Annotated in this window: 22 protein-coding genes; 15 read left to right on the top strand and 7 right to left on the bottom strand. The window is 65.7% G+C overall.

Annotated elements, in window-relative coordinates:
• The first annotated feature begins 46 nt into the window (after positions 1–46).
• The 14 genes from dop to BLT71_RS11420 all read left to right on the top strand — a co-directional run bounded on the left by dop (position 47) and on the right by BLT71_RS11420 (position 15,660).
• On the top strand, positions 47–1,669 hold the full coding sequence (dop, locus tag BLT71_RS11355; RefSeq protein ID WP_172830055.1) for a depupylase/deamidase Dop: 1,623 nt from the start codon (positions 47–49) through the stop codon (positions 1,667–1,669).
• An 88-nt stretch (positions 1,670–1,757) separates the two neighbouring features.
• Complete coding sequence (locus tag BLT71_RS11360) at positions 1,758–1,961, top strand: ubiquitin-like protein Pup (protein ID WP_015937113.1); 204 nt, start codon at positions 1,758–1,760, stop codon at positions 1,959–1,961.
• An 81-nt stretch (positions 1,962–2,042) separates the two neighbouring features.
• Positions 2,043–2,864: a proteasome subunit beta gene (gene prcB / locus BLT71_RS11365; RefSeq protein ID WP_091720264.1), complete on the top strand. Its 822-nt coding sequence runs from the start codon at positions 2,043–2,045 to the stop codon at positions 2,862–2,864.
• Between the two features lies 1 nt (position 2,865).
• The gene (gene prcA, locus BLT71_RS11370; protein WP_091720267.1) at positions 2,866–3,576 is read left to right on the top strand and encodes a proteasome subunit alpha; all 711 of its coding nucleotides are present in this window, start codon (positions 2,866–2,868) and stop codon (positions 3,574–3,576) included.
• Positions 3,577–3,584: 8 nt separating this feature from the next.
• A complete protein-coding gene (pafA, locus tag BLT71_RS11375) occupies positions 3,585–4,949 on the top strand; it encodes a Pup--protein ligase (protein WP_091720270.1) in 1,365 nt (454 codons plus the stop codon).
• A 112-nt stretch (positions 4,950–5,061) separates the two neighbouring features.
• On the top strand, positions 5,062–6,030 hold the full coding sequence (locus tag BLT71_RS11380) for an FKBP-type peptidyl-prolyl cis-trans isomerase (protein ID WP_091720272.1): 969 nt from the start codon (positions 5,062–5,064) through the stop codon (positions 6,028–6,030).
• Positions 6,031–6,107: 77 nt separating this feature from the next.
• Positions 6,108–6,503, top strand: coding sequence for an FKBP-type peptidyl-prolyl cis-trans isomerase (locus BLT71_RS11385; protein WP_056079214.1), 396 nt, complete (start codon positions 6,108–6,110; stop codon positions 6,501–6,503).
• Between the two features lie 120 nt (positions 6,504–6,623).
• The gene (locus BLT71_RS11390; protein WP_091720275.1) at positions 6,624–8,615 is read left to right on the top strand and encodes a helix-turn-helix transcriptional regulator; all 1,992 of its coding nucleotides are present in this window, start codon (positions 6,624–6,626) and stop codon (positions 8,613–8,615) included.
• Positions 8,616–8,625: 10 nt separating this feature from the next.
• Positions 8,626–8,982, top strand: coding sequence for a hypothetical protein (locus BLT71_RS11395; RefSeq protein WP_091720276.1), 357 nt, complete (start codon positions 8,626–8,628; stop codon positions 8,980–8,982).
• Between the two features lie 32 nt (positions 8,983–9,014).
• Positions 9,015–9,287: a Sec-independent protein translocase subunit TatA gene (tatA, locus tag BLT71_RS11400; RefSeq protein WP_045731378.1), complete on the top strand. Its 273-nt coding sequence runs from the start codon at positions 9,015–9,017 to the stop codon at positions 9,285–9,287.
• A 48-nt stretch (positions 9,288–9,335) separates the two neighbouring features.
• Positions 9,336–10,130: a twin-arginine translocase subunit TatC gene (gene tatC, locus BLT71_RS11405; RefSeq protein ID WP_091720279.1), complete on the top strand. Its 795-nt coding sequence runs from the start codon at positions 9,336–9,338 to the stop codon at positions 10,128–10,130.
• A gap of 20 nt (positions 10,131–10,150) precedes the next feature.
• A complete protein-coding gene (locus tag BLT71_RS11410; RefSeq protein ID WP_091720281.1) occupies positions 10,151–13,105 on the top strand; it encodes a DEAD/DEAH box helicase in 2,955 nt (984 codons plus the stop codon).
• A 66-nt stretch (positions 13,106–13,171) separates the two neighbouring features.
• Positions 13,172–14,827 carry an amidohydrolase gene (locus tag BLT71_RS11415; protein ID WP_091720283.1) on the top strand — a complete coding sequence of 552 codons (1,656 nt, stop codon included), beginning with the start codon at positions 13,172–13,174 and terminating at the stop codon, positions 14,825–14,827.
• A 92-nt stretch (positions 14,828–14,919) separates the two neighbouring features.
• The gene (locus tag BLT71_RS11420; protein WP_091720284.1) at positions 14,920–15,660 is read left to right on the top strand and encodes a polyprenol monophosphomannose synthase; all 741 of its coding nucleotides are present in this window, start codon (positions 14,920–14,922) and stop codon (positions 15,658–15,660) included.
• Between the two features lie 81 nt (positions 15,661–15,741).
• On the opposite strand, the gene BLT71_RS11425 is transcribed toward BLT71_RS11420, so the two are convergent.
• The 5 genes from BLT71_RS11425 to BLT71_RS11445 all read right to left on the bottom strand — a co-directional run bounded on the left by BLT71_RS11425 (position 15,742) and on the right by BLT71_RS11445 (position 19,491).
• Positions 15,742–16,089, bottom strand: a complete 348-nt coding sequence (locus BLT71_RS11425; RefSeq protein ID WP_013600997.1) for an RNA polymerase-binding protein RbpA — start codon at positions 16,087–16,089, stop codon at positions 15,742–15,744.
• Positions 16,090–16,343: 254 nt separating this feature from the next.
• Positions 16,344–17,291 (bottom strand): SPFH domain-containing protein, encoded by a 948-nt coding sequence (locus tag BLT71_RS11430; protein WP_091720286.1) that lies wholly within the window; start codon positions 17,289–17,291, stop codon positions 16,344–16,346.
• Between the two features lie 33 nt (positions 17,292–17,324).
• Positions 17,325–17,789, bottom strand: a complete 465-nt coding sequence (locus tag BLT71_RS11435; protein WP_091720288.1) for an NfeD family protein — start codon at positions 17,787–17,789, stop codon at positions 17,325–17,327.
• Positions 17,790–17,913: 124 nt separating this feature from the next.
• Positions 17,914–18,792: a methyltransferase domain-containing protein gene (locus BLT71_RS11440; protein WP_091720291.1), complete on the bottom strand. Its 879-nt coding sequence runs from the start codon at positions 18,790–18,792 to the stop codon at positions 17,914–17,916.
• A gap of 18 nt (positions 18,793–18,810) precedes the next feature.
• Positions 18,811–19,491 carry a peptide deformylase gene (locus tag BLT71_RS11445; RefSeq protein ID WP_091720294.1) on the bottom strand — a complete coding sequence of 227 codons (681 nt, stop codon included), beginning with the start codon at positions 19,489–19,491 and terminating at the stop codon, positions 18,811–18,813.
• Between the two features lie 56 nt (positions 19,492–19,547).
• Between BLT71_RS11445 and BLT71_RS11450 the strand changes: the two genes are divergently transcribed.
• A complete protein-coding gene (locus BLT71_RS11450; protein WP_231994274.1) occupies positions 19,548–20,015 on the top strand; it encodes a nuclear transport factor 2 family protein in 468 nt (155 codons plus the stop codon).
• Here the strand turns inward: BLT71_RS11450 and BLT71_RS11455 are convergent.
• Together BLT71_RS11455 and BLT71_RS11460 are read right to left on the bottom strand one after the other, a co-directional pair.
• Complete coding sequence (locus BLT71_RS11455; protein ID WP_091720296.1) at positions 19,981–21,183, bottom strand: FAD-dependent oxidoreductase; 1,203 nt, start codon at positions 21,181–21,183, stop codon at positions 19,981–19,983. The genes BLT71_RS11450 and BLT71_RS11455 overlap by 35 nt on opposite strands.
• Entirely contained in the window at positions 21,173–21,871 is a 699-nt protein-coding gene (locus BLT71_RS11460) for a class I SAM-dependent methyltransferase (RefSeq protein ID WP_091720298.1), read from the bottom strand. Before BLT71_RS11460 ends, BLT71_RS11455 begins: the two co-directional genes overlap by 11 nt.

Genomic DNA, 21,871 nt, shown 5'->3' on the forward strand with positions numbered 1-21,871 from the left:
TGCACCGGACCCGGCGGGCGGGGGAGGCCTTCCCGCCGGCGGCGTCATGCGGGTCATGGGCGCAGAAACCGAATATGGGATCCACGCTCCGACTGCACCCACGGCCAACGCCACCATGATGAGTGCCCGGGTGGTCCAGGCCTACGCCCAGGTCACCCGGCAACGCGCGGCGGGCGGAGCGGAAACCCGCTGGGACTATACGGACGAGGAACCGCTGCATGACGCCCGCGGGTGGACCGTTGACCGGGAATCTGCCCATCCCAGCCAGCTCACTGACCAGCCACCCGTTCTTGACGCCGAAGCGGTGGCGTTGGCCTACGGCCGGGAGGACCTGGACCTCGATGGCCAGGACGAGTCCGGATCCCTCCTGATGAACATGGTCCTCGGCAACGGGGCACGCCTCTACGTGGACCATGCGCACCCCGAGTATTCCAGCCCCGAGGTCACGAACCCCCGGGACGCCGTGGCATGGGACGCTGCGGGGGACCTTGTGCGCTGTGGCGCAGCGGTCCGCCGGCTCGCCGCTGACCCGGACCTGCCGCCCGTGAATCTTTACAAGAACAATACGGACAACAAATCGGTGTCCTACGGGTCCCACGAGAACTACCTCATGCCACGCTCGGTTCCCTTCGCCGACATTGTCCGGGGACTGACGCCCTTCTTCGTGAGCCGCCAGGCTGTGTGCGGCGCCGGACGCCTGGGCATTGGCCAGGACAGTTCGACAGCGGGTTACCAGATCAGCCAGCGCGCGGACTTCTTCGAGGCCGAGGTGGGGCTGGAAACAACCATCCGCAGGCCGATCATCAACACCCGGGATGAACCGCACGCCACGGCGGACAAGTACCGGCGGCTCCACGTGATCATTGGCGACGCCAACCTCAGCCAGGTCTCCAACTACCTCAAGTTCGGAACCACGGCAATGGTGCTGAGCCTCATTGAGGCCGGGCTGGCACCGAAGGTCGAAGTCCACGAGCCCGTGCGGGCGCTGCAGGCAATCAGCCACGACACGTCCCTGACTGCCACCGTGCGCCTGGCGGACGGCCGCCGGGTCACCGCCCTCGATTTGCAGTGGATGTACCACGAAGCGGCCGCCAAGCTGGCCCAGGAAACCGGCGTGGGCGACGCCGTGGATGGTGACGGCCATACCCACGAGGTCCTTGAGCGCTGGGCTGAAGTCCTCACGCAGTTGGACAGCAACCGGGCCGCCGCGGCGTCCTCGGTGGAATGGCTCGCCAAGCTTTCGCTCCTGGACGGCTACCGTCAGCGTGATGGCCTGGAATGGGATGATGCCCGGTTGGGGCTGGTGGATCTCCAGTGGGCCGATATCCGTCCGGAGAAGGGCCTCTACTACCGGATGCTGGCACGGAACCGGATGCAGCGCGTGGTGGAGGACGCCGCCATCTCGGCAGCGGTGGGGCAACCGCCCGCTGACACCCGGGCGTTCTTCCGCGGCAAGTGCATCAGCAGCTTCGGCAAGGATGTAGTGGGGGCCAGCTGGGACTCCGTCATCTTCGATGTCCCGGGCTACGGGCGGCTGCAGCGGGTGCCCACCCGCGAGCCCCTTCGCGGTACAAAGGCGCTGACGGGGGCCCTGTTTGAGCGCTACCGCGAGGCCGGTCCGTTCCTCGGTGAACTGCTGGGACACAACACCGCTCCGCCTGCGGCATAAACCGCACGGGACGCCCCGGGGCGTGGCAGGATGGGCATATATTGGTGGATCGGCCGGATCCGCCGGCAACAAGAGGGAAGGGATAGCAATGGCAGGCCAGGAGCAGCAGCAGCCGCAATCACGCGACAGCCAGGTCGACGAAGACATTCCCGAGGCACCGCCCGCACCCCCGGAGGCGCAGGCCTCGGCATCGACCGAAGGCGTGGACGACCTGCTCGACGAAATCGACGGCGTCCTTGAATCGAACGCCGAGGAATTCGTCCGGGCTTTCGTCCAAAAGGGCGGCCAGTAACCCGGACCCCGGATGGTGGCGGAAGCCGCGGACGGCCGGAATCTGTACCGACGTTGAACACCACGTTTTAGGAGTGCATGAGTGCAGGAATCAACCGCCAACAAGGTAGCCGCGAACGCCACCTCGTCATTCACCGAACACCTTCAGCGCGACCGGCCGGAGCTTCTGCCGTTCAACCGCCCAGGGCAGGGCGGCGCTACGGCTGCCGCCCCGCCCCAGGTGCCCCATGCCACCACTATCGTTGCCATGAGCTACAGCGGCGGCGTGCTGATGGCGGGGGACCGGCGGGCCACCATGGGCAACGTCATTGCCAGCAGGCACATCGAGAAAGTGTTCCCGGCTGACCGGTACTCCGTCCTGGGCATCGCCGGCACCGCGGGCATCGCCATTGACCTGACGCGGCTGTTCCAGGTGGAACTGGAACATTACGAAAAAATCGAGGGAACCCTCCTCAGCCTTGAAGGTAAGGCGAACAGGCTGGGAGCCATGATCCGCGGGAACCTTCCCCTGGCCCTGCAGGGTTTGGCTGTAGTACCCCTTTTCGCCGGCTTCGACACCAGCGCCGGTGTCGGCAGGCTGTTCTCGTACGACGTCACCGGGGGCCGGTACGAAGAACACGAACACCACACGGTGGGTTCCGGGTCGGTCTTCGCCCGTGGAGCCCTCAAGAAACTTTGGCGCCCCAACCTCTCCGCAGAGGAAGCCGTCTCAGTCGCCATCGAGGCTTTATTCGACGCCGCAGATGACGACTCCGCCACGGGAGGCCCGGATACCGTGCGCAGGCTCTGGCCTGTGGTGTACACGGTGGACAGCACCGGCACCCGCCGCGTGGCAGAGGAACAACTCGCCGCGGCCTCACTGAGCGTCATCGAGGCCCGCACCGTTGCCGGACGGGAGGCCTGATATGACGCAGCAGTTCTATGTCTCTCCCGAACAGCTGATGAAGGACCGTGCGGACTTCGCACGGAAGGGCATCGCGCGCGGAAAGTCAGTGGTGGTGATCAGCTGCGAAGACGGCATCGCCCTGGTGGCCGAAAACCCCTCTCCCTCACTCCACAAAATCGGTGAGATCTACGACAAGATCGCCTTCGCCGCCGTCGGCAAATATAACGAGTTCGAAAGCCTGCGCCAGGCCGGAGTGCGCTATGCGGACGTTCGCGGCTACTCGTACGACCGCGAGGATGTCACCGCCCGCGGACTTGCCAGCGTGTACGCCCAAAGCCTTGGCGCCGTGTTTACCGCCGAACAGAAGCCGTTCGAAGTTGAACTGGCAGTGGCCGAGGTTGGTGCCACGCAGGCTGAGGATCATTTGTACCGGCTGACGTTCGACGGCTCAATCGCGGACGAACACAGCTTCGTGGTGATGGGTGGCCAGGCTGACCGCGTCGCCTCAGCCATTGACCAGGGCTGGCGGGCGTCACTGGGCTTCCCGGACGCCGTCCGCCTCGCCCTCAACGGCCTCGCTCCCGCACCCGAGGCTGAAGAAACGGCCAAGCCGGTCCCGGCACGCGCGATTGAAGTGGCGGTCCTTGACCGGCACTCAGAGGAAGTCCGCGGCGCCCGCCGCGCCTTCCGCAGGCTCAACGACGCAGACATCACTGCATTGCTGGCGTAGGAGGAGAGATGGACAAGAGAATCTTCGGCATCGAAACAGAATTCGGAATCTCGTATTCAAGCCCCGATTCGAGGCCTCTTGCCCCGGAGGAGGTAGCCCGCTACCTGTTCCGCAAGGTTGTCAGCTGGGGCCGTTCGTCCAACGTATTCCTCACAAACGGTTCCCGGCTCTACCTGGACGTCGGATCCCACCCCGAGTACGCCACGGCAGAGTGCGACGATCTTGCCCAGCTCATTGCGCATGACCGCGCCGGCGAACTCATCCTGGACGACCTCGTGGACGAAGCACAGGCCCGCCTCGCCGCCGAGGGCTTCAACGGCACGGTCTACCTGTTCAAGAACAACACCGATTCCGCCGGCAACTCCTACGGCAGCCACGAGAACTACCTGATTCCGAGGCGGGGTGAGTTCTCCCGGCTCGCCGAGATTCTGATCCCGTTCCTGGTCACCCGCCAGCTCATCGCCGGGGCCGGGAAGATCCTGAAGACACCGCACGGGGCAACCTACGCTTTTTCCCAGCGGGCGGACCACATCTGGGAAGGCGTATCCTCCGCCACCACCCGGTCGCGCCCCATCATCAACACCCGGGACGAGCCGCACGCGGACGCTGAGTTCTACCGCCGGCTGCATGTCATTGTGGGCGATTCCAACATGTCGGAGACCACCGCCCTGATGAAGGTTGGCACCGTCGACCTGGTCCTGCGGATGATCGAAGCCGGCGTCATCATGCGGGACATGCGGATGGAAAACCCCATCCGCAGCATCCGCGAAATCTCCCACGACCTCAGCGGCCGCGCACTGGTCAGGCTGGCCAACGGCCGCCAACTGACAGCACTGGAAATCCAGCAGGAGTACCTGACGAAAGTCACCGCGTTCGTGCGGGAACATGGTGCCCACAACCCCCACGTACCGCTGATCCTGGACTTGTGGGAGCGCACGCTCAAGGCCATCGAAAGCGGCGACACACGCAGCATTGACACCGAAATTGACTGGGCCATTAAGAAGAAGCTCATGGACAGCTACCGCGAACGCCACGGGCTGGGCCTGGATGCGCCGCGGATTGCCCAACTGGACCTGACCTACCACGACATCTCGCGGAGCCGGGGCCTGTACTACCTGCTGCAGTCCCGTGGAGCCGTCCGCCGCCTGGTGGACGACACCGTAGTCAAGGACGCCGTGGACGCACCGCCGCAGACCACCCGGGCCAAACTCCGTGGCGACTTTGTCCGCCGGGCGCAGGAGCTGGGACGTGACTACACGGTGGACTGGGTGCACCTGAAGCTGAACGACCGTGCCCACCAGACAATCCTGTGCAAGGACCCGTTCAGGAGTGTTGACGACCGGGTTGATGCCCTCCTGGACTCTATGGGCTGACACCCAGCTTCACGGGCTATTCTGGATAAGGCCCTTTTAAGGTGCCCGCAGCGATGCTGTCCGCTGCCATGCGGAACATCGCGTCCACCCTGCCCCGACGAAAGTTCTTTACGTGCGCCGACTACTAGCAATCCTCCTGCCCGGCCTGCTGCTGCTCACCGCCTGCGGAGGTTCCACCGCAGAGCCGGAACCCACCAGCCAGTCCGCTGGCGACACTGCCAAGTTCGACACCCTCAAGCTGACCGACAACGGGGAAAAGAAGGCCCCGGGCGTGGACTTCCCCAAGCCGTTCGAAGTGGCTGAGCCCACCGTCAAGGTTGTCACTGAGGGTACCGGTGACACCGTCAAGGCAAACCAGATCGCCAACATCTCGGTCCTCGCCCTCAACGGTGCAGACGGCTCCACCCTGGAAGACACCTTCCCCAGCGAGCCCGAACCCCTCGAACTCAACGACGACCTCAAGACCAACAGCGCCGTCATTTACAACGCTTTCGTGGGTGCGAAGGTCGGCTCCAGCATTGCACTTGCCGTGCCGGGACAGAAGAGTGCCCCCGCAGCCAGCCCCAGCCCCTCAGCCGGAGCCACCCCAGCGCCGAGCGCCCCGGCCAGCCCCACCCAGCTCTTGATCATCAAGGTGCTTTCCGCCGCTGACGCGACTCCTGCACTGGACAAGCCCCAGGGCGAAACCGTAACCCCGCCGGCAGGCCTGCCCACCGTGACGGAGAAAGACGGCAAACCGGAAATCAACGTTGAAGGCGCCGCAGCCCCCACCGCGCTGGTCTCCCAGGACCTCATCAAGGGCACCGGGGCGACCGTCAAGGAGACTGACACCCTGACGGTCAACTACGTGGGCGTCAACCTGGTGGGCGGCACCAAGTTCGACTCCAGCTTCGACCGCGGCGAACCGGCGAGCTTTGGGCTGAACCAGGTCATTAAGGGCTGGACGCAGGGCCTCGCCGGCAAGACGGTGGGCTCCCGTGTCCTCCTGGTGATCCCCAAGGACCTGGCCTACGGTGACGCCGGTCAGGGCGAAGCCAAGGGCGATCTTGTCTTCGTAGTGGACATCCTCGGCGCCAAGTAGCCACACTTACAGACGGGCCGCGGCCAGTCCGCGGAATTAACACCAACACCCCCACAGCACAGATCAAAGGAGCAAGCATGTCATTTGGACAGCGGGAGTTCGACCGCACTAAGCCTGAAATCGACTTCCCCCAGGGCGATGTCCCCACCGAACTCGTGATCACCGACCTCATCGAGGGCGACGGCCGCGAAGCCAAGGCCGGCGACACCGTCTCCACCCACTACGTGGGCGTTGCCTGGTCCACCGGCGAAGAGTTTGACGCCTCCTGGGGCCGCGGCGCCCCGCTGGACTTCCGGGTCGGCGTCGGCCAGGTCATCCAGGGATGGGACCAGGGCCTGCTCGGCATGAAGGTGGGCGGCCGCCGCCGCCTCGAAATCCCCTCGGAACTGGCCTACGGTTCCCGTGGCGCCGGTGGGGCGATTGCCCCCAACGAGGCCCTGATCTTCGTTGTGGACCTGGTGGGAGTCCGCTAGACCGGGCCGCAGACACACAGCGCGGTTTCGCCGTCGTAAGCGCGGCAGCACGCAGGACATCAGTCCCGCGGGCTGCCGCGCTTTCTGCGTTCCGGCAAGGACTTTAGTAACGTACACAGGGTGTCCCTATCCCGAACTGAGCGCCTCCTGAACCTCCTGATCGCGCTGCTGAACACCCGTTACGGGCTTCGCCGCAGCGAACTGAGGCAAAAGGTCTACCACGACGAATCCGGCAACGACGTCGCCTTTGGCCGGATGTTCGAACGGGACAAGAACGATTTGCGCCAGTTCGGCTTCGACGTCGAAACCCTGACGGACCTGGGCTGGAGCGAGGACGACCCCGCCACCACCCGCTACCGGATCGGCAAGGAATCCAACCGGCTTCCCGACGTCGAACTCGGCCCGGAAGAGTGGACGGTCCTGCTGCTGGCCTCCCAACTGTGGGAACGTGCAGCCCTCGGCACCGCTGCCCAGAGCGCGCTCCGCAAGCTCCAGGCGTCCGGGCGGATGGCCGACGTCGAACTTCCCTCGGGCGTCCAGCCGCGCATCAGGCCGGCAGGCCAGGCATTCGATGACCTCGTGGCGGCCATGCACTCCCGGCACGCAGTGACCTTCCCCTACCTGGCCGGCACCACCGGCAAGGAAGAAGTCCGCACCGTTGAACCATGGGGCCTGGGCAGCCGCTTCGGGCAGTGGTACCTGATGGGTTACGACCGGGCGCGGCGGGAACCCCGGCACTTCCGCCTGTCGCGTTTCACGGGTCCCGTGACGACGCTGCCGAAAGAATCCTTCAAGCCGCCGGCCGACTTCAACATCCGGCTGGAGCTTGCCCGCCTCCCGGAACTGCCGCTCCGCACCGCCGTCGTGGATGTCCGGGAAGGACGCCTGCTGGCGCTGAGGGGCCGGGCAAAAGACGCCGGAACGGACCAGGATACCGCCGCCCCGGCGCCTGCCGAGGGCCACGAACGCTTGAGCCTGGACTTCCGCGACCCCGAAGTCCTGGCCGAGGAGCTCGCGTCCTACGGTCCCGACGCGCTGCCGGTAGCCCCCGCTGAACTGGTCCGGGCGGTGGAGCGCAGGCTGCGCGCGGCGGCAGCGTTCAGTGCAGCACCTGTTCCTGAGTATGCTTTCCCGGCCGCGCAGCCACGGAAAGTCCGCAAGGGGACATCGGAGGACCAGCTCAAACGCATGCTCCAACTGGTCCCGTTCCTGGTCCACAATCAGGGCCTGCACATCCACGACGTCGCGGAACACTTCGGGGTGAGCCGCGGGGAACTCGAGGAAGACCTGCGGATCCTCATCTGCTCGGGCCTGCCCGAGGGCTACCCCGATGACCTGCTGGACATCCAGTGGGAGGACGACCACGTCTTCATCACCCAGGACCTGGACCTGAAGAAGCCGGTTCGCTTTACCGTGGAGGAAGCCTGCGCGCTTCTCACCGGCCTCGAAACCCTGAACGGACTGCCGGACCTCGCCGAAGGCGGTGCCCTGGAGTCGGTGACGCTGAAGCTGCTGGCAGCGGCAGGGGAGGAGGGCCTGCGCGCCGCTTCCCTGTCCGGTCCGGAAGTTGCACCCGGCGACGCAACCACCCACGCAACGGTACGGGAAGCCATCGTTTCCGGTGCACAGCTCCACCTCACGTACCTGTCGCCGCAGCGGGACGCTGTGTCCGAGCGCGACGTGGACCCGCTCCGGCTCTATTCGTTGGATAACACCTGGTACTTCGAGGCATTCTGCCACCGGGTCAACGGGCTGCGGAATTTCCGGATGGACCGGGTGCAGGATGTCCGCCCGAACGGGAACCGTGTGGCAGGGGACAGGGCGCCCGCGGAGGGTGTTCCGGCCAAGCTCTTCACTCCGAACGACGACGACACCACGGTCACCGTGCAGCTCACCAGGCAGGGCCGGGGCCTGGCAGAGGATTACTACGCGGACCGCACGGCGGACCTTCCCGACGGCGGACTCGTGGCGGAGATACGCTTCGGAAACACCGGCTGGCTGCCCATGTTCGTGGCCCAGCATGGGGGAGCGGTCCGGATTCTCGAACCTGCCGGGCTTGCTGACACGGCCCGGGACTGGCTGGAAGCCGCCCTGGCCCGGTACGGCGGCTAGACTTCTCAGCATGCCTTGGTGGTTCTGGATCCTGTTATGGGTGGCGTTGGTTGCCGTGTCACTCCTTTTCTATTTCGTGCTGGGCGTTCGCCTGTTCCGTAAGTTCATGGCCACAGTCAAGGACCTGGGTGCCGCGGGCGACAAGTTGGGCCACATTGGCCCGCTCCCCGGGGTCGATCCCCATGATCACCAGGCCGGCATGGGGCGTCCGGCCGCCGGCTCTGCCATTTTTGCCTCGCCAGCCGACATGAGACATGATTACGAGGCATCCAAGTCCTCCCGCCGGGAAGAACGCCGCCTTCGGCGAGTGCAGCGCAAGAAGGACCGGGGCCAGCCGCAGGCTCTCACAGATCTCGACTTCACATAGAAGTAGGATGTTTTTAGAGGAAAGGATTTCCCATGGGAAGACTCTTTGATGGCCCCTGGCCCATCGTTATCATCATCGTTGTCGCATTGCTTCTCTTTGCCGCCCCCAAGCTCCCTGCCATGGCGCGCAGCCTTGGCCAGTCCATGCGGATCATCAAGTCCGAGGTCAAGGAAATGAAGAACGACGGCAAAACCGAGTCCACCGACGCCTCCGGCCCGGTGGAAGGCACCATCGTGAACCACCCCAAGGCGAAGCCGGGAGAGCCGACCGACGGCACTGACGTTCCGCCGTCGAACCGCGCCTAAACCCCAGTGGCACTGAAGCGGGCCCGTAAAGCCAACCCAGAGGGGCGGATGTCCCTCTGGGACCACCTCAAGGAGCTGAAAAACCGGCTGATCAAGTCGGCGATCGGCGTCGTCATCGGCGGCATCGGCGGCTGGATACTTTACGATCCGCTGCTGAAGGCCCTGGCAGAGCCCGTCAACCGTATTTCGGATCAGACCGGCGGCCTTGCCGCCATCAACTTCGGCAGCATCGCATCCCCGTTCGATTTCAAGCTCCAGATGTCGCTCCTCATCGGCGTGGTCATCTCCAGCCCCATCTGGATCTACCAGCTGTGGGCCTTCATCACCCCGGGCCTGACGTCGAAGGAGCGCCACTACACGCTGGGCTACATGGCTGCGGCGGTTCCGCTGTTCCTGGCCGGAATCTGGGCCGGCTGGCTGGTGGTACCCCAGGTGGTCCATGCCCTGACACAGTTCACGCCCGAAGGCTCCTCAAGCGTTATTGATGCGCGAACCTACATCGAGTTCGTCACACGCATGGTCCTGGTCCTGGGTATAGCTTTCCTGGTGCCGGTGGTACTGGTAGGCATCAACATGGCCGGCATCCTGTCCGGACGCACCATCCTCAAAGCCTGGCGCATCACTGTCTTCCTGGTGTTCGTGCTGGCGGCCATCGCCGCGCCTGGCGCCGATGCCATCTCCATGTTCATGCTTGCGGGTCCGCTGCTGGTGCTCTTCTTCGCAGCGATCGGTGTCTGCCTCATGAATGACAAACGCCGTGCGCGCCGCGAGTCCAAGGTGGCTGCCGAAACCGAGGCCACCGCAGACGTCGCAACCCCCAGCAGTGAACTGGGGAACCTCTAAGCTCCCATTAGGCTTGGTATATGTCCTCCAATACCGGGCCGTTCTCCACAGGCCCAACCACCAGCGGACCGTTCTCGCCGGGGCCGGGTGACGATGTCGAAGAACTCTCACCCGCCGAAAGGTACCGGGCCAGCGCGGAGCGGCGCGCGGAGGCCGCCACGGACCTCGGTGCCTTCATCCAGACCCTCGACTTCGAGCTCGACGACTTCCAGCGGCAGGCGTGCCGGTCCCTTGAAGGGGGCAAGGGCGTCCTGGTGGCCGCACCGACGGGTGCCGGTAAGACCATCGTCGGTGAATTCGCCATCTACCTGGCCCTCAAGCGCGGTCTTAAGGCCTTTTACACCACCCCCATCAAGGCGCTCAGCAACCAGAAATTCAGCGAACTGGGTGAAAAATACGGGGCCGAGAATGTCGGACTGCTGACGGGCGACACCAGCATCAACGGCGAGGCCCCGGTGGTGGTCATGACCACCGAAGTCCTCCGCAACATGCTTTACGCCGATTCGGCCACCCTGGACGACCTGGGGTACGTGGTCATGGATGAAGTGCACTACCTGGCCGACAGGTTCCGCGGCGCCGTGTGGGAGGAAGTCATCATCCACCTGCCAAGCGAAGTGCAGGTGGTCTCCCTCAGCGCCACGGTATCCAACGCAGAGGAGTTCGGGGCGTGGCTGGACACTGTCCGCGGCGACACGGACATCATCGTCTCCGAACACCGGCCGGTTCCCCTCTGGCAACACGTCATGGTGGGCCGCCGGATCATGGACCTGTTCGCCGGCGAAACCACTTTCGACGAAATCGCCCCTGCGGTGGATGCTGCCGAGGATGAACAGCCTAAAGCGGTCACCGGCAAAAACCGGAACAAAGACACCAACCGCGGCTTCGACGTCAACCCGGAACTCCTGACCGTTGCCCGCAACGAAGGCCAGCAGGGCTTGCGGAGCCGGCCCGGACGCGTGCAGCGCGGCCGCCGGGGCAACGACCGGCCGGCACGTCCTGCCGAGCAAACGGGCGTGCGGCGGGCCAGCCGCCCCCAGGTCATCGCCAGCCTGGACCGGATGGACCTGTTGCCCGCCATCACGTTCATCTTTTCCAGGGCCGGTTGCGACGCCGCAGTGGCCCAGTGTGTTGCTTCCGGTTTGTGGCTGACCACGGAAAAGGAACAGCGGATCATCGCCGAACGCGTCGATGAGGCCGGCCGTGACATTCCGCCGGATGACCTCGACGTCCTCGGCTTCTGGAGCTGGCGCGACGGCCTGCTCCGCGGTTTCGCCGCCCACCACGCCGGGATGTTGCCCACCTTCAAGGAAGTGGTGGAGAAGCTCTTCGCCGACGGAATGGTCAAGGCCGTCTTCGCCACGGAGACCCTTGCCCTGGGTGTGAACATGCCGGCACGGTCGGTGGTGCTGGAAAAGCTCGACAAGTTCAACGGTGAAGCCCACGTGGACATCACTGCCGGCGAGTACACGCAGCTCACCGGGCGGGCGGGCCGGCGCGGCATCGACGTCGAGGGCCACGCCGTGGTCCTGTGGCAGCCGGGAGGGGACCCAACAGCGGTGGCCGGCCTGGCCTCCAGGCGGACTTACCCGCTCAACTCCAGTTTCCGCCCCACGTACAACATGAGCATCAACCTGCTGGCCCAGTTTGGCCGCGCCCGGGCCCGGGAAATCCTCGAGTCCTCCTTCGCACAGTTCCAGGCCGACCGGTCAGTGGTGGGCCTGGCCAGGCAGGTGCGCAGCCGTGAGGAATCCCTTGCCGGCTTCGCCAAGTCCATGACCTGCCATCTCGGTGACTTCACTGAATACGCACGGCTGCGCCGCGAACTCTCTGACGTGGAAAACGCTGCGTCGCGCACCACAACCCGCGCACGCAAGTCGATGAGCGACGACTCCCTGGCCCGCCTCATGCCCGGCGACGTGGTGGATGTTCCCGGCGGCCGCGCACCCGGCCCGGCCATCGTCCTCAGCTCGGACCACAGCAGCAGGGAACCGAGGCCCGCTGTCCTGACCCTCGATAACCAGCTGCGCAGGATCGGCACGGACGACCTGGAGGGCCCCATCGCGCCCGTTACCCGGATCCGCATCCCCAAGTCCTTCAACGCCAAGGTCCCCAAGTCGCGCCGCGATCTGGCGTCCTCGGCCAGGAACGCCTTGCGCGAGAACCGGCCGCCCGCGCCGGGCCACAACCGCAACAACGACTTTGGCCTTGCCACCGCGATGCCGGACCAGGAGAAGCGCATCGCCGATCTCCGGCGTGCCCTCCGCGCCCACCCGTGCCACGGGTGCAGCGAACGGGAAGACCACGCCCGCTGGTCCGAGCGCTGGTGGAAGCTGCGGCGCGAAACAGACAACCTGGTACGCCAGATCCAGGGGCGGACCAACACCATTGCCAAGACTTTTGACCGGGTCTGCGACGTCCTGTCCGCCTACGGATACCTGGACGCCTCAACTGACGGGCGGCTGGCCATCAGCCCGGACGGGCAGCGGCTCCGGCGGATCTATGGGGAGAAGGACCTCCTGATTTCCCAGTCGCTCCGCCTTGGCGCCTTCGCCGACCTCGACGCCGTCGAGGTCGCCGCCCTGGCCAGCGTGCTCGTCTACCAGGCAAAGCGCGAGGACCGCGGGTTGCGCCCGCGGATGCCCAGCGTCTCCCTGGAAACGTCAGTAGACATCGTGGTCCGGGAATGGTCCGCGCTCGAGGACGTCGAAGAAGCGAACAAGCTGCCGCTCACCGGTGAGCCCGAGCTCGGCCTGGTGTGGCCCATCTACAAGTGGGCCCGCGGGCGCCACCTGCAGGATGTGCTGAGCGGCACCGACCTCGCCGCCGGAGACTTCGTCCGCTGGGTCAAGCAGGTGGTGGACCTGCTGGACCAGATCGCCAAGATTCCAGGCCTCGAACCACGGCTCGCGCGGCTGTGCGGCGAGGCCATCAACCTGATCCGCCGCGGCGTCGTGGCCTATTCATCTGTCCAGTAAACGCACCGTCCGCCCCATTGTGCCGGGGCTGTTCCGGCACGCCCCTATGCGAGGAGCCTTTCGCCAATGACCACGTCCGGTCCAGAGTCCAATACCCGTTCCAAGGCAGTGCTCTACCGCAACGGATCCGTCTACACGGCGGCCGATCCGTTTGCCACGGCCATGTTGGTGGACGGCGATACAGTGGCCTGGGTGGGGTCCGAGCAGGCGGCGTCCTCCATTGCTGATTCAAAGATGGACATCATCGACCTGCGGGGCGCCCTTGTCACGCCGGGGTTTGTGGATTCCCATGCGCACCTGACGGAAACCGGCATTGCCCTGGACTCCCTGAAGCTTGCATCCGTGAACTCCGCCCGTGAACTCCTGGACGCCGTTGCTGCGGCCGGCGGGAGCGGACCCGTCCTGGGCCACGGCTGGGATGAGACGCAATGGACCGACGCCACGTTGCCCACCACTGACGAACTCGACCGGGCGGCAGGCGGCCGGTCCGTTTACCTGTCGCGCGTGGACGTCCACTCTGCGCTGGTCTCCGGTGCCCTGGCGCGGGAGCCCGGCCTGCAGGACGCAGAGGGGTACGACGGCGGTGCGAAAGTCACGCGTGCGGCCCACACGGCTGCCAGGCGGTCCGCCCGCAGCCTGCCCGCCGACGTCCTTCGGAGATACCAGGCAAAGGCCCTGGCAGAGGCGGCAGCAAATGGCTACGTGGCCCTTGCCGAAATGGGTGCCCCGCACATTGGCGGCGCGGATGACCTGCGTCTTGCGGCGGCGTGGAACACCGCCGATCCCGGGTTGCCTGCACAACCGGAAATCCTGCCCTACTGGGGCGAGCTGGCAGCAACCGAGGAACAGGCACGCAGCCTCATTTCGCAGTTCGGCTTCACTATCCGCGGCCTGGCTGGTGACCTGAACATTGATGGTTCGATCGGTTCACGCACCGCAGCCCTGCGCTCCGGCTACAGCGACGCCCCCGAAGAGCGGGGCAGCCTGTACCTGGGCGTTGAGGAAGCCGCGGCGCACCTGGCAGCCTGCTCGCTGGCCGGCATCCAGGGCGGATTCCATGTGATCGGGGACGCCGGCCTGGACACGGCACTCGCGGCGCTGGACCTTGCTGCGGAACAGGTGGGAGAGCAGCGTGTGCGCGCGGCGGGCCACCGCCTTGAACATGTGGAAATGACGGACGCCGATGCGATAGCCCGGCTGGCCAAATATTCGGTGACCGTCAGCGCGCAGCCGGCGTTCGATGCTGCGTGGGGCGGACCCGGCGGGCTGTATGGCCAGCGCCTGGGGGAGCGGAGCGGGTCCATGAACCAGTTCGCGGCCCTGTACTCCGCAGGTGTGCCCGTGTGCTTCGGCAGTGATAGCCCGGTGACTCCGCTCCGCCCCTGGTCGAGCGTGCGTGCATGCCTGGAACACCACAACGACGGGCAGCGCATCTCCGCCCGCGCCGCGTTCCTGGGACACACCCGTGCCGGCTGGCGGGCCGCCAAGTACTCCGACCCAATGGCCGGACAGCTCGTACCGGGAGCACCGGCAAGCTTTGCCGTGTGGGAGGTCGAAGAGCTGATGGTCCAGGTGGCCGACGGCCGCGTCCAGTCCTGGAGTACCGATCCCCGGGCGCGCACACCGCTGCTGCCCGCACTGGACACCGGATCCGACCCCGCCTGCCTGCAAACGGTGCGGAACGGCGTCGAACTGTTCGCAAGCTCCGCCCTGCGATCCTGACCCAGCCACCCGCCCTATAATGGGGAGTTGCGCCAACAGGCAGCTAGCTTGCCGGCCGGTGCACCGACCGCTCCCACCAGGAAAGGCCCTCTGTGCGCGTCCTTACGATCATCCCCACCTACAACGAACTGGAATCGCTGCCCAAGACGCTCCAGCGCCTTCGGACCGCCGTGCCGGCGTCGGATGTGCTGGTAGTGGATGACAACAGCCCCGACGGCACCGGCCAGCTGGCCGATGCCAAGGCGGCCGAAGATTCCCAGGTCCACGTCCTGCACCGCAAGGGCAAGGAAGGACTCGGCGCCGCCTACATCGCCGGGTTCAAGTGGGGACTCGACGCCGGCTACGACGTGCTCGTGGAAATGGATGCCGACGGCTCCCACCAGCCCGAACAGCTGCCCCAATTGCTTGAGGCCGTGGAGCAGGGCGCAGACCTGGCCATGGGGTCGCGCTGGGTTCCCGGTGGCAGCGTGGTCAACTGGCCGCTGTACCGCCAGGCCATTTCCCGGGTGGGCAGTACGTACGCCCGCCTGATGCTGGGCCTGAAGATCAAGGACGTGACCGGCGGCTACCGCGCCTTCCGCAGGTCAACCCTTGAGAAGCTCAACCTGGACCAGGTGGATTCCGTGGGCTACGGCTTCCAGGTGGACCTGGCCTGGCGTGTGGCGCGGATGGGCCTGCGCATCGAGGAACGCCCCATCACGTTCGTGGAACGTGAACTGGGCGCTTCGAAGATGAGCGGCAACATCGTTGTCGAGGCCATGATCAACGTCACCAAATGGGGCCTGGCCGCCCGCTGGAACACCCTCACCCGCAAGGCCGGCGCGAAGCGGTAGCTTTCGGCTCCCTGAAGCAAAAAAAGGAACTGCCCCGGCACATGTGCCGGGGCAGTTCCTTTACGTGGTGGCTGGTGGAGCCTAGGCCGAGCGGCGCTCTCCGCGGCGTTCGCGCAGGATGGTCAGCCGGTCTTCCAGGATCTGTTCCAGCTCTGGCAGGGAGCGGCGTTCCAGGAGCATGTCCCAGTGGGTGCGCACTGCTTTGTCATTGCTGGTATCGGGGCGTTCGCCGTCGACCAGCAGCGCTTCCTTACCGGTCTTGGAAACCCACACCGGCGGGATCTCTGCCTCGGAGGAGAAAGTGACGAAGACCTGCTCGCCGTCCTCGCAACGGTATTCGACACGCTGGCGCGGAGCCGGCTCGACGCCTGACTCTGTCTCCATGCTCTGCGCGCCAAGGCGCATACCCCGCAGGCTGCGATCGCTCATGATTTCTCCCTCTGGTCGGTTCGCGGAATGAAAACCCGCGCCAGCCGGCAGCGTCGAAACGCCGCCGGACTACTGTTTGCTCTGTGCTGCATCATAAGATTCAACGCATTCCGAAGCTTTGTTGTTCCAGCGGAACAATACCTGCCGGACAAATACCCCATTATACGGGTTTCAGACACGGGGGACCAAAACAAGGGGAGGAACCCGTGAAAGTTCCTCCCCTTGTTGATCAGGCTCTGACGCCCCTGATCAGATCAGGATTCAGGCGTCTTGGCCGCTGTTTGATCGAACAGGCCGCCCGCTGCTGCGGGGTCCGGGTTGGTTCCGCCCAAAGCGCTGCCGATGCCCTTGAGCGCCTCGCCAACTTCACTGGGGATGATCCACAACTTGTTGGACGAACCTTCTGCCAGCTTCGGCAGGGTCTGCAGGTACTGGTAAGCCAGAAGTTTCTGGTCCGGGTTGCCCTTATGGATTGCGTCGAAGACCTTCTGAATGGCCTGGGACTCGCCATCCGCCCTGAGGATGGCGGCCTTGGCGTCACCTTCCGCTTTCAGGATGGCGGCCTGCCGCTGACCTTCAGCGGTCAGGATGGCTGACTGCTTGGTGCCTTCAGCCGTGAGGATGGCGGCCCGGCGGTCGCGCTCGGCGCGCATCTGCTTTTCCATGGAGTCCTGGATGGAGTGCGGCGGGTCAATGGCCTTGAGCTCCACCCGGGAAACCCTGATGCCCCAACGGCCGGTGGCTTCGTCCAGCACGCCACGGAGCTGTCCGTTGATCTGGTCGCGGGAGGTCAGCGCCTCCTCCAGGTTGAGTCCACCCACGACGTTACGCAGGGTGGTGGTGGTGAGCTGTTCCACGGCCTGGATGTAGTTGGCGATCTCGTACGTGGCAGCCCGCGCATCGGTGACCTGGAAGTAGACCACGGTGTCGATGCTGACCACGAGGTTGTCCTCGGTGATGACCGGCTGGGGTGGGAACGAGACCACCTGTTCGCGGAGGTCCAGCAGGGGGAGGAGGCGGTCCACGAACGGAATCAGGATGGTAAGCCCCGGGTTGAGCGTCCGCTGGTACTTGCCCAGGCGCTCCACGACTCCCGCCCGGGCCTGCGGCACGATGCGTACCGACCGCACCAGGACGATGATCACAAAGATGATAAGTACTACCAGCACGACGGCCAAGGCGGTACTGCCTGCGTTATCCATACATTTCCTTCTTCCCCAATTGATAAAGCTGTGTCAGGTACGGTCTTCGGCCGGAGGCTGCGCCGAAACAACGGCGGTGGCGCCATCGATGGCTGCGACGACCACCATCTGGCCGGCCGACAGGATGCCGGCCGCGGAGCGTGCGCTCCAGATGTCGCCGCCGATCTTCACCAGGCCGCCATCCGAGGTCACTGCCTCCATGACTACGGCATGCTCGCCGATGAGGCGGTCCACATTCGTCCGCTGCTCGGCGGGGCCCTTCTTCAGGTGGGACAGGGCCACGGGCCGGACGAAGGCGACCATGAGCAAGGAGACAACGCAGAAGATGACGATCTGCAGCCAGGGGTCTGCACCGGCGAAATCGGACACCAGGGCGGCCAGCGCACCGCCGCCCAGCATGATGAAGAACAGGTCGAGGGTGATCATTTCGACCACCGCGAACGCCAGGAATGCGGTCAGCCACACGGCCCACCAGTTTTCACCCAACCACTCGAACACTGTGTTCCCCCTTCGTTACAAGGTCCTGACGCGGACCTTTGAGTAACTGTGACTTCCATCCTAGTCGGGCACCACAGGCGGGGTGCGGGCCGGGAGCGGAAGACCGGGGATAGTGGCCAAGTCGTTACAGGCGGCTCTTTGGCCGGTACACCAGCACCTTGAACTTCGCGTCGGCTGCCAGGGGCTCGGGGCTGCTGTCCAAGCGGTCTGCGATGGCGTCCCGGCCCTGGTGGTGCCCGGCGGGTCCCATGAAGGCCAGGTCGGCGGCTTCCCGGCGGGTGAGGGACAGCGGGATATCGACGTCGGTACCGGACTCTGCGTCGAAGTGCTCCGCCATGGCCGCGGCCAGGCGGGAGTCCTTGCCTTCCTCGATCCCCAGCATGCCGGTCAGCGCGGCAAGGGTGGACAGGTGCCCGGCCCTTGGCGTGACAACGATCAGGCGGCCGTGCGGCCGGAGGACGCGGGCGAACTCCGGGGGGTTCCTTGGGGCGAAAATGACCGTCACCGCATCCACCGACCCATCGGCCAGGGGGATGCGCTTCCACACGTCCCAGACGAGGTTGACCGCCTCCGGGTTGAGCCGCGCCGCCCGCCGAAGGGCAAACTTCGAGATATCGAGCCCCACAGCGTTCACCGTCCGGCCCTGCTCCGCGGCAGCGTCCAGCACGGCCCTCAAATAGTGGCCGGTGCCGGTCCCGGAATCCAGGACGGCTGCATGTTCGCGGGAAAGGCAAGGTACGACGGCGGCTGCCACCTCGCGTGCCAGCGTTGCGTAGTGTCCCGCGCCAAGGAAGGTGGAACGGGCGTCGGCCATCGCAGCCGTGTCCGCTTCGAATGAAGTGCCCTTGCCCACCAGCATGTTGAAGTAGCCCTGCCGCGCCGCGTCGAAGCTGTGTCCGGAACCGCATGCCATTCGGGCAGGTCCGGCGGGTCGGGTATCGGCCGCCGCCAACGGCTTCAAACAGAGGGGGCACAACAGCGGCAGGTCACTGGGAAGGGGCATGGCCACTATCTTAAGCGGCTAGGGCACACTGATTCCCGCAGGGCCGTCATTGAAGCCCAGGCCCTCGCTTGCCTTGCCGATCCCCGGCTCAGCCCAGTGGGCAGCGTACTCCGCGTTGCTGCTCAACGATCGGAGCTGCGCCCGGTCCACGTAGAGGATGCCGTTCAGGTGATCCGTCTCATGCTGGACGATACGTGCCTGCCAGCCGGAGAACTCACGCTGCTCCGCGCCGCCGTCGGGCCTGACGTAGTCCAGCAGCACGGCCTGCGGGCGTGAAACCACCGCCTGCAGGCCGTTGAGGGAAAGGCAGCCTTCGTAGAAGGCGGCACGGTCAGGGCCTGCTGGGGTGTAGGCGGGGTTCAGGATGGCCAGGAATTCGAGCGGCGCGCGTTTGCGGAGGGCCGCTGCCTCGTGGTCCACGTGGTACTGGTCCTCCAGGACGGCCAGCTGCAGGGGAATGCCGAGCTGCGGCGCTGCAAGCCCCACACCGGGAGCCTCATGCATGACCTGCCGCATGAGCTCTATAAGCCGCGCCAGCTGGTCGGGACTTATTTGGCCGTCGAAGGGAGCAGCCTTCTGCCGCAGCGCCGGGTGGCCTGCCTGCACGATCGGCGGCAGGGTTCCGGCGGACAGGATGCGCTCCACAGTCTCGCGGATCTGCTCTGCGGTGAGGGCCGTGGGTGGTGCCGAGAGGGTCATGGTGAAAGCCTAACGGCCGGTCCAAGAGACTCCGGTCCTCCGCTAAGGTCTATTCCATGGCTGACGAAACCCCTGTGCCTGCCGCACCTGCTGTGCCTGTTGAACCCACCACGCCGGACGAAACCACGGCGGGCCCCAGACCGGTGGACCGCGTCCTCGAGTTCATCCGGATCCTGGAAGCCGGCGGGGGAGCGGCCGAGATCAGGCCCTACCTGGCTGATACTTTCACGCTCGTGGAGGCACCCCATCTGCTGGCGCCCGAGGGCTCCACCCGCACCCTCGCGGACGTGTTGGCAGGCGCCGACCAAAGTTCGGAGGTGGTGGCCAACCAGGAGTTCACCATCAGGAGGACAACCAGCGAAGGCGGACGCGTGGCTGTCGAGGCTGACTGGTCCGCAACCGTGCTGATGGACATCCGCTACTGGGACCGCGGTGAGACTATCCGGGCGCGGACCTCGTCGGTCTTCGAAGTCCGTGACGGTCTGATCGTCAGCCAGGACAGCTACGACTGCTACTTCCGCTGACAACGCTTGCGTCGAACTCCTGCTGCATGGTGAACCGCCCGGCAACCCATTGATTGACTACAGGGGACGCCGCGGCCGCGCCGATCACGGAGTTCCGCAATGCCAGGACCGGGGCAGGCAGCGGCCGGCCCAGCAGCATATTGATTTCAGCTTGGCGCCGCGCCCGCAGGGCCGCCTGGTAGCGGCCGCGCTCGTAGTCGCGGAAGTCCTCCGGGGTATGCCTGCCGGTGACTGTCTGGACGATCAGCGGGGCCAGTGCCTGGGCGTCGAGCCAGCCCAGGTTCATTCCCTGGCCGCCGATGGGGCTGATTTCGTGGGCGGCGTCGCCCACCAGGATCACGCGTCCGGACACAGTCCTGCGGGCGATCGATGATCTGACGCTGAAGGCGCTGAGCATGGTGTTGGTGGCGGCCTCCGGGTGAATTTCGGTGCGGTCCGCCACGAGCCGGGCCAGTGCCTCCGGTGTTGCGCCGCCGACTGGTTTTCCCAGCCGGACCACCCAGCGGCGGACGGCGCCCGGCAGCGGAAACGACTCTACGATGCCGCTGCTCTCAAGGAAGAGCACGGCCCGGTCACCAAATTCCGGGTGGTCCGCGAAGTCACCCATCACATAGTGGTCCGGGTAGGTTTTCCGCTGGACCGGGACGCCGATCAGGTCCCTGATCCCGGACCGTGGACCGTCCGCGCCGATCACTATCGACGCCCGGAACGTACTGCTCCCTTGCGCGGCACCCCCGGCGGGCCTTGCCGACACACTGGCGCTGCCGCCGTCGTGCGCTACTTCAAGTACCTCCATCCCGCTCACGAGCGCGCCGCTGTCCAGGGCGCGCACCTGCTCTTCCAGCAGCTGCTCGGTCCGGTACTGGGGCAGCGAAAGGACGAACGGGAATGCTTCCGATACTCCGGCGAACGGCATGTGGCCCACGGTCCGGCCACGGCTGACTGCCAGCCCGGAACGGATGGGGACGCCTTCCGCCACCATCCGGCGGGCGATGCCCAGCTGGTCCAAGGCGGCGAGAGCCGGCGGATGGATGCCAATGGCCCGGGAATGATGGTTCCTCGCGATCCTCCGCTCCAGGACGCGGACGGAAACGCCTTGCCGAAGGAGGACGGCGGCGAGGTACAGGCCCACCGGTCCGCCCCCGACGATGACCACATCAGCGTTCATGGCCGTCCTTGCGCAGTGCCAGTACCTGGTGGAAGGCTGCCCCGGGTTCCACGGTCCAGCCCGGGGGAGTGAGTGCGGACAGCTCCGCTGCCGTGTAGCTGCGCCGGATCGAGGTCAGCCCGTCCTCCCGGATGAAAGAGTTCTGGAGCGGGAGCGTGGCGACGCCGAAAAGGGCGAAAGCCAGGGGGCTGCGGCGCAGGTCGTTGTGCAGGGCCTTCTTCCGGGCAAGCACATCCGAGTGGGCCAGCAGGTTGTTGAATTCTTCCGTTCCGAGGTGGTGCAGGACATGGTTGGAAATAACGACGTCGAACGCGGCACCTTCGCCAACCAGCTCGGCACTGTGCGCCTGCCGGAAGTCCACGCCACGGGTCGGCGGCCGGTTGAGGGCGAAGGCAGCCGCGCGCGGATCGGGGTCGACGCCGGTGATCCGGACAGCCAGCCCGTCCTTGGCTGCCCAGCGGGCAAGCATGACGGCGAGATCTCCGCCGCCGGAGCCGATGTCAAGGATGCTGGCCGGTGCTGCTGACAGGACAGGACGCAGTTCGTTGACGTACAGCTGCCTCCACCCGGACACGATCCTGTTGATATGGCCGAACTGGCGGTAGGTGTTCTCCAGCTTCCGCGCATCACAGTCCGGCAGGTCCATTTGTTCCAGCTCGCCTGTCGCACGCTCGGGCCAGATGCGCAC

The organism is Pseudarthrobacter equi (genome assembly GCF_900105535.1).
Classification (GTDB): Bacteria; Actinomycetota; Actinomycetes; order Actinomycetales; family Micrococcaceae; genus Arthrobacter; species Arthrobacter equi.

Bases quoted from the DNA above. Each gene is read 5' to 3' on its own strand.
- BLT71_RS11430 (WP_091720286.1), bottom strand. From the start codon at position 17,291: ATGGATAACGCAGGCAGTACCGCCTTGGCCGTCGTGCTGGTAGTACTT.
- tatA (WP_045731378.1), top strand. From the start codon at position 9,015: ATGGGAAGACTCTTTGATGGCCCCTGGCCCATCGTTATCATCATCGTT.
- BLT71_RS11360 (WP_015937113.1), top strand. From the start codon at position 1,758: ATGGCAGGCCAGGAGCAGCAGCAGCCGCAATCACGCGACAGCCAGGTC.
- BLT71_RS11385 (WP_056079214.1), top strand. From the start codon at position 6,108: ATGTCATTTGGACAGCGGGAGTTCGACCGCACTAAGCCTGAAATCGAC.
- tatC (WP_091720279.1), top strand. From the start codon at position 9,336: ATGTCCCTCTGGGACCACCTCAAGGAGCTGAAAAACCGGCTGATCAAG.
- BLT71_RS11455 (WP_091720296.1), bottom strand. From the start codon at position 21,183: ATGAACGCTGATGTGGTCATCGTCGGGGGCGGACCGGTGGGCCTGTAC.
- BLT71_RS11415 (WP_091720283.1), top strand. From the start codon at position 13,172: ATGACCACGTCCGGTCCAGAGTCCAATACCCGTTCCAAGGCAGTGCTC.
- prcA (WP_091720267.1), top strand. From the start codon at position 2,866: ATGACGCAGCAGTTCTATGTCTCTCCCGAACAGCTGATGAAGGACCGT.
- dop (WP_172830055.1), top strand. From the start codon at position 47: ATGCGGGTCATGGGCGCAGAAACCGAATATGGGATCCACGCTCCGACT.
- BLT71_RS11425 (WP_013600997.1), bottom strand. From the start codon at position 16,089: ATGAGCGATCGCAGCCTGCGGGGTATGCGCCTTGGCGCGCAGAGCATG.
- BLT71_RS11445 (WP_091720294.1), bottom strand. From the start codon at position 19,491: ATGACCCTCTCGGCACCACCCACGGCCCTCACCGCAGAGCAGATCCGC.
- BLT71_RS11450 (WP_231994274.1), top strand. From the start codon at position 19,548: ATGGCTGACGAAACCCCTGTGCCTGCCGCACCTGCTGTGCCTGTTGAA.
- BLT71_RS11410 (WP_091720281.1), top strand. From the start codon at position 10,151: ATGTCCTCCAATACCGGGCCGTTCTCCACAGGCCCAACCACCAGCGGA.
- BLT71_RS11440 (WP_091720291.1), bottom strand. From the start codon at position 18,792: ATGCCCCTTCCCAGTGACCTGCCGCTGTTGTGCCCCCTCTGTTTGAAG.
- BLT71_RS11395 (WP_091720276.1), top strand. From the start codon at position 8,626: ATGCCTTGGTGGTTCTGGATCCTGTTATGGGTGGCGTTGGTTGCCGTG.
- pafA (WP_091720270.1), top strand. From the start codon at position 3,585: ATGGACAAGAGAATCTTCGGCATCGAAACAGAATTCGGAATCTCGTAT.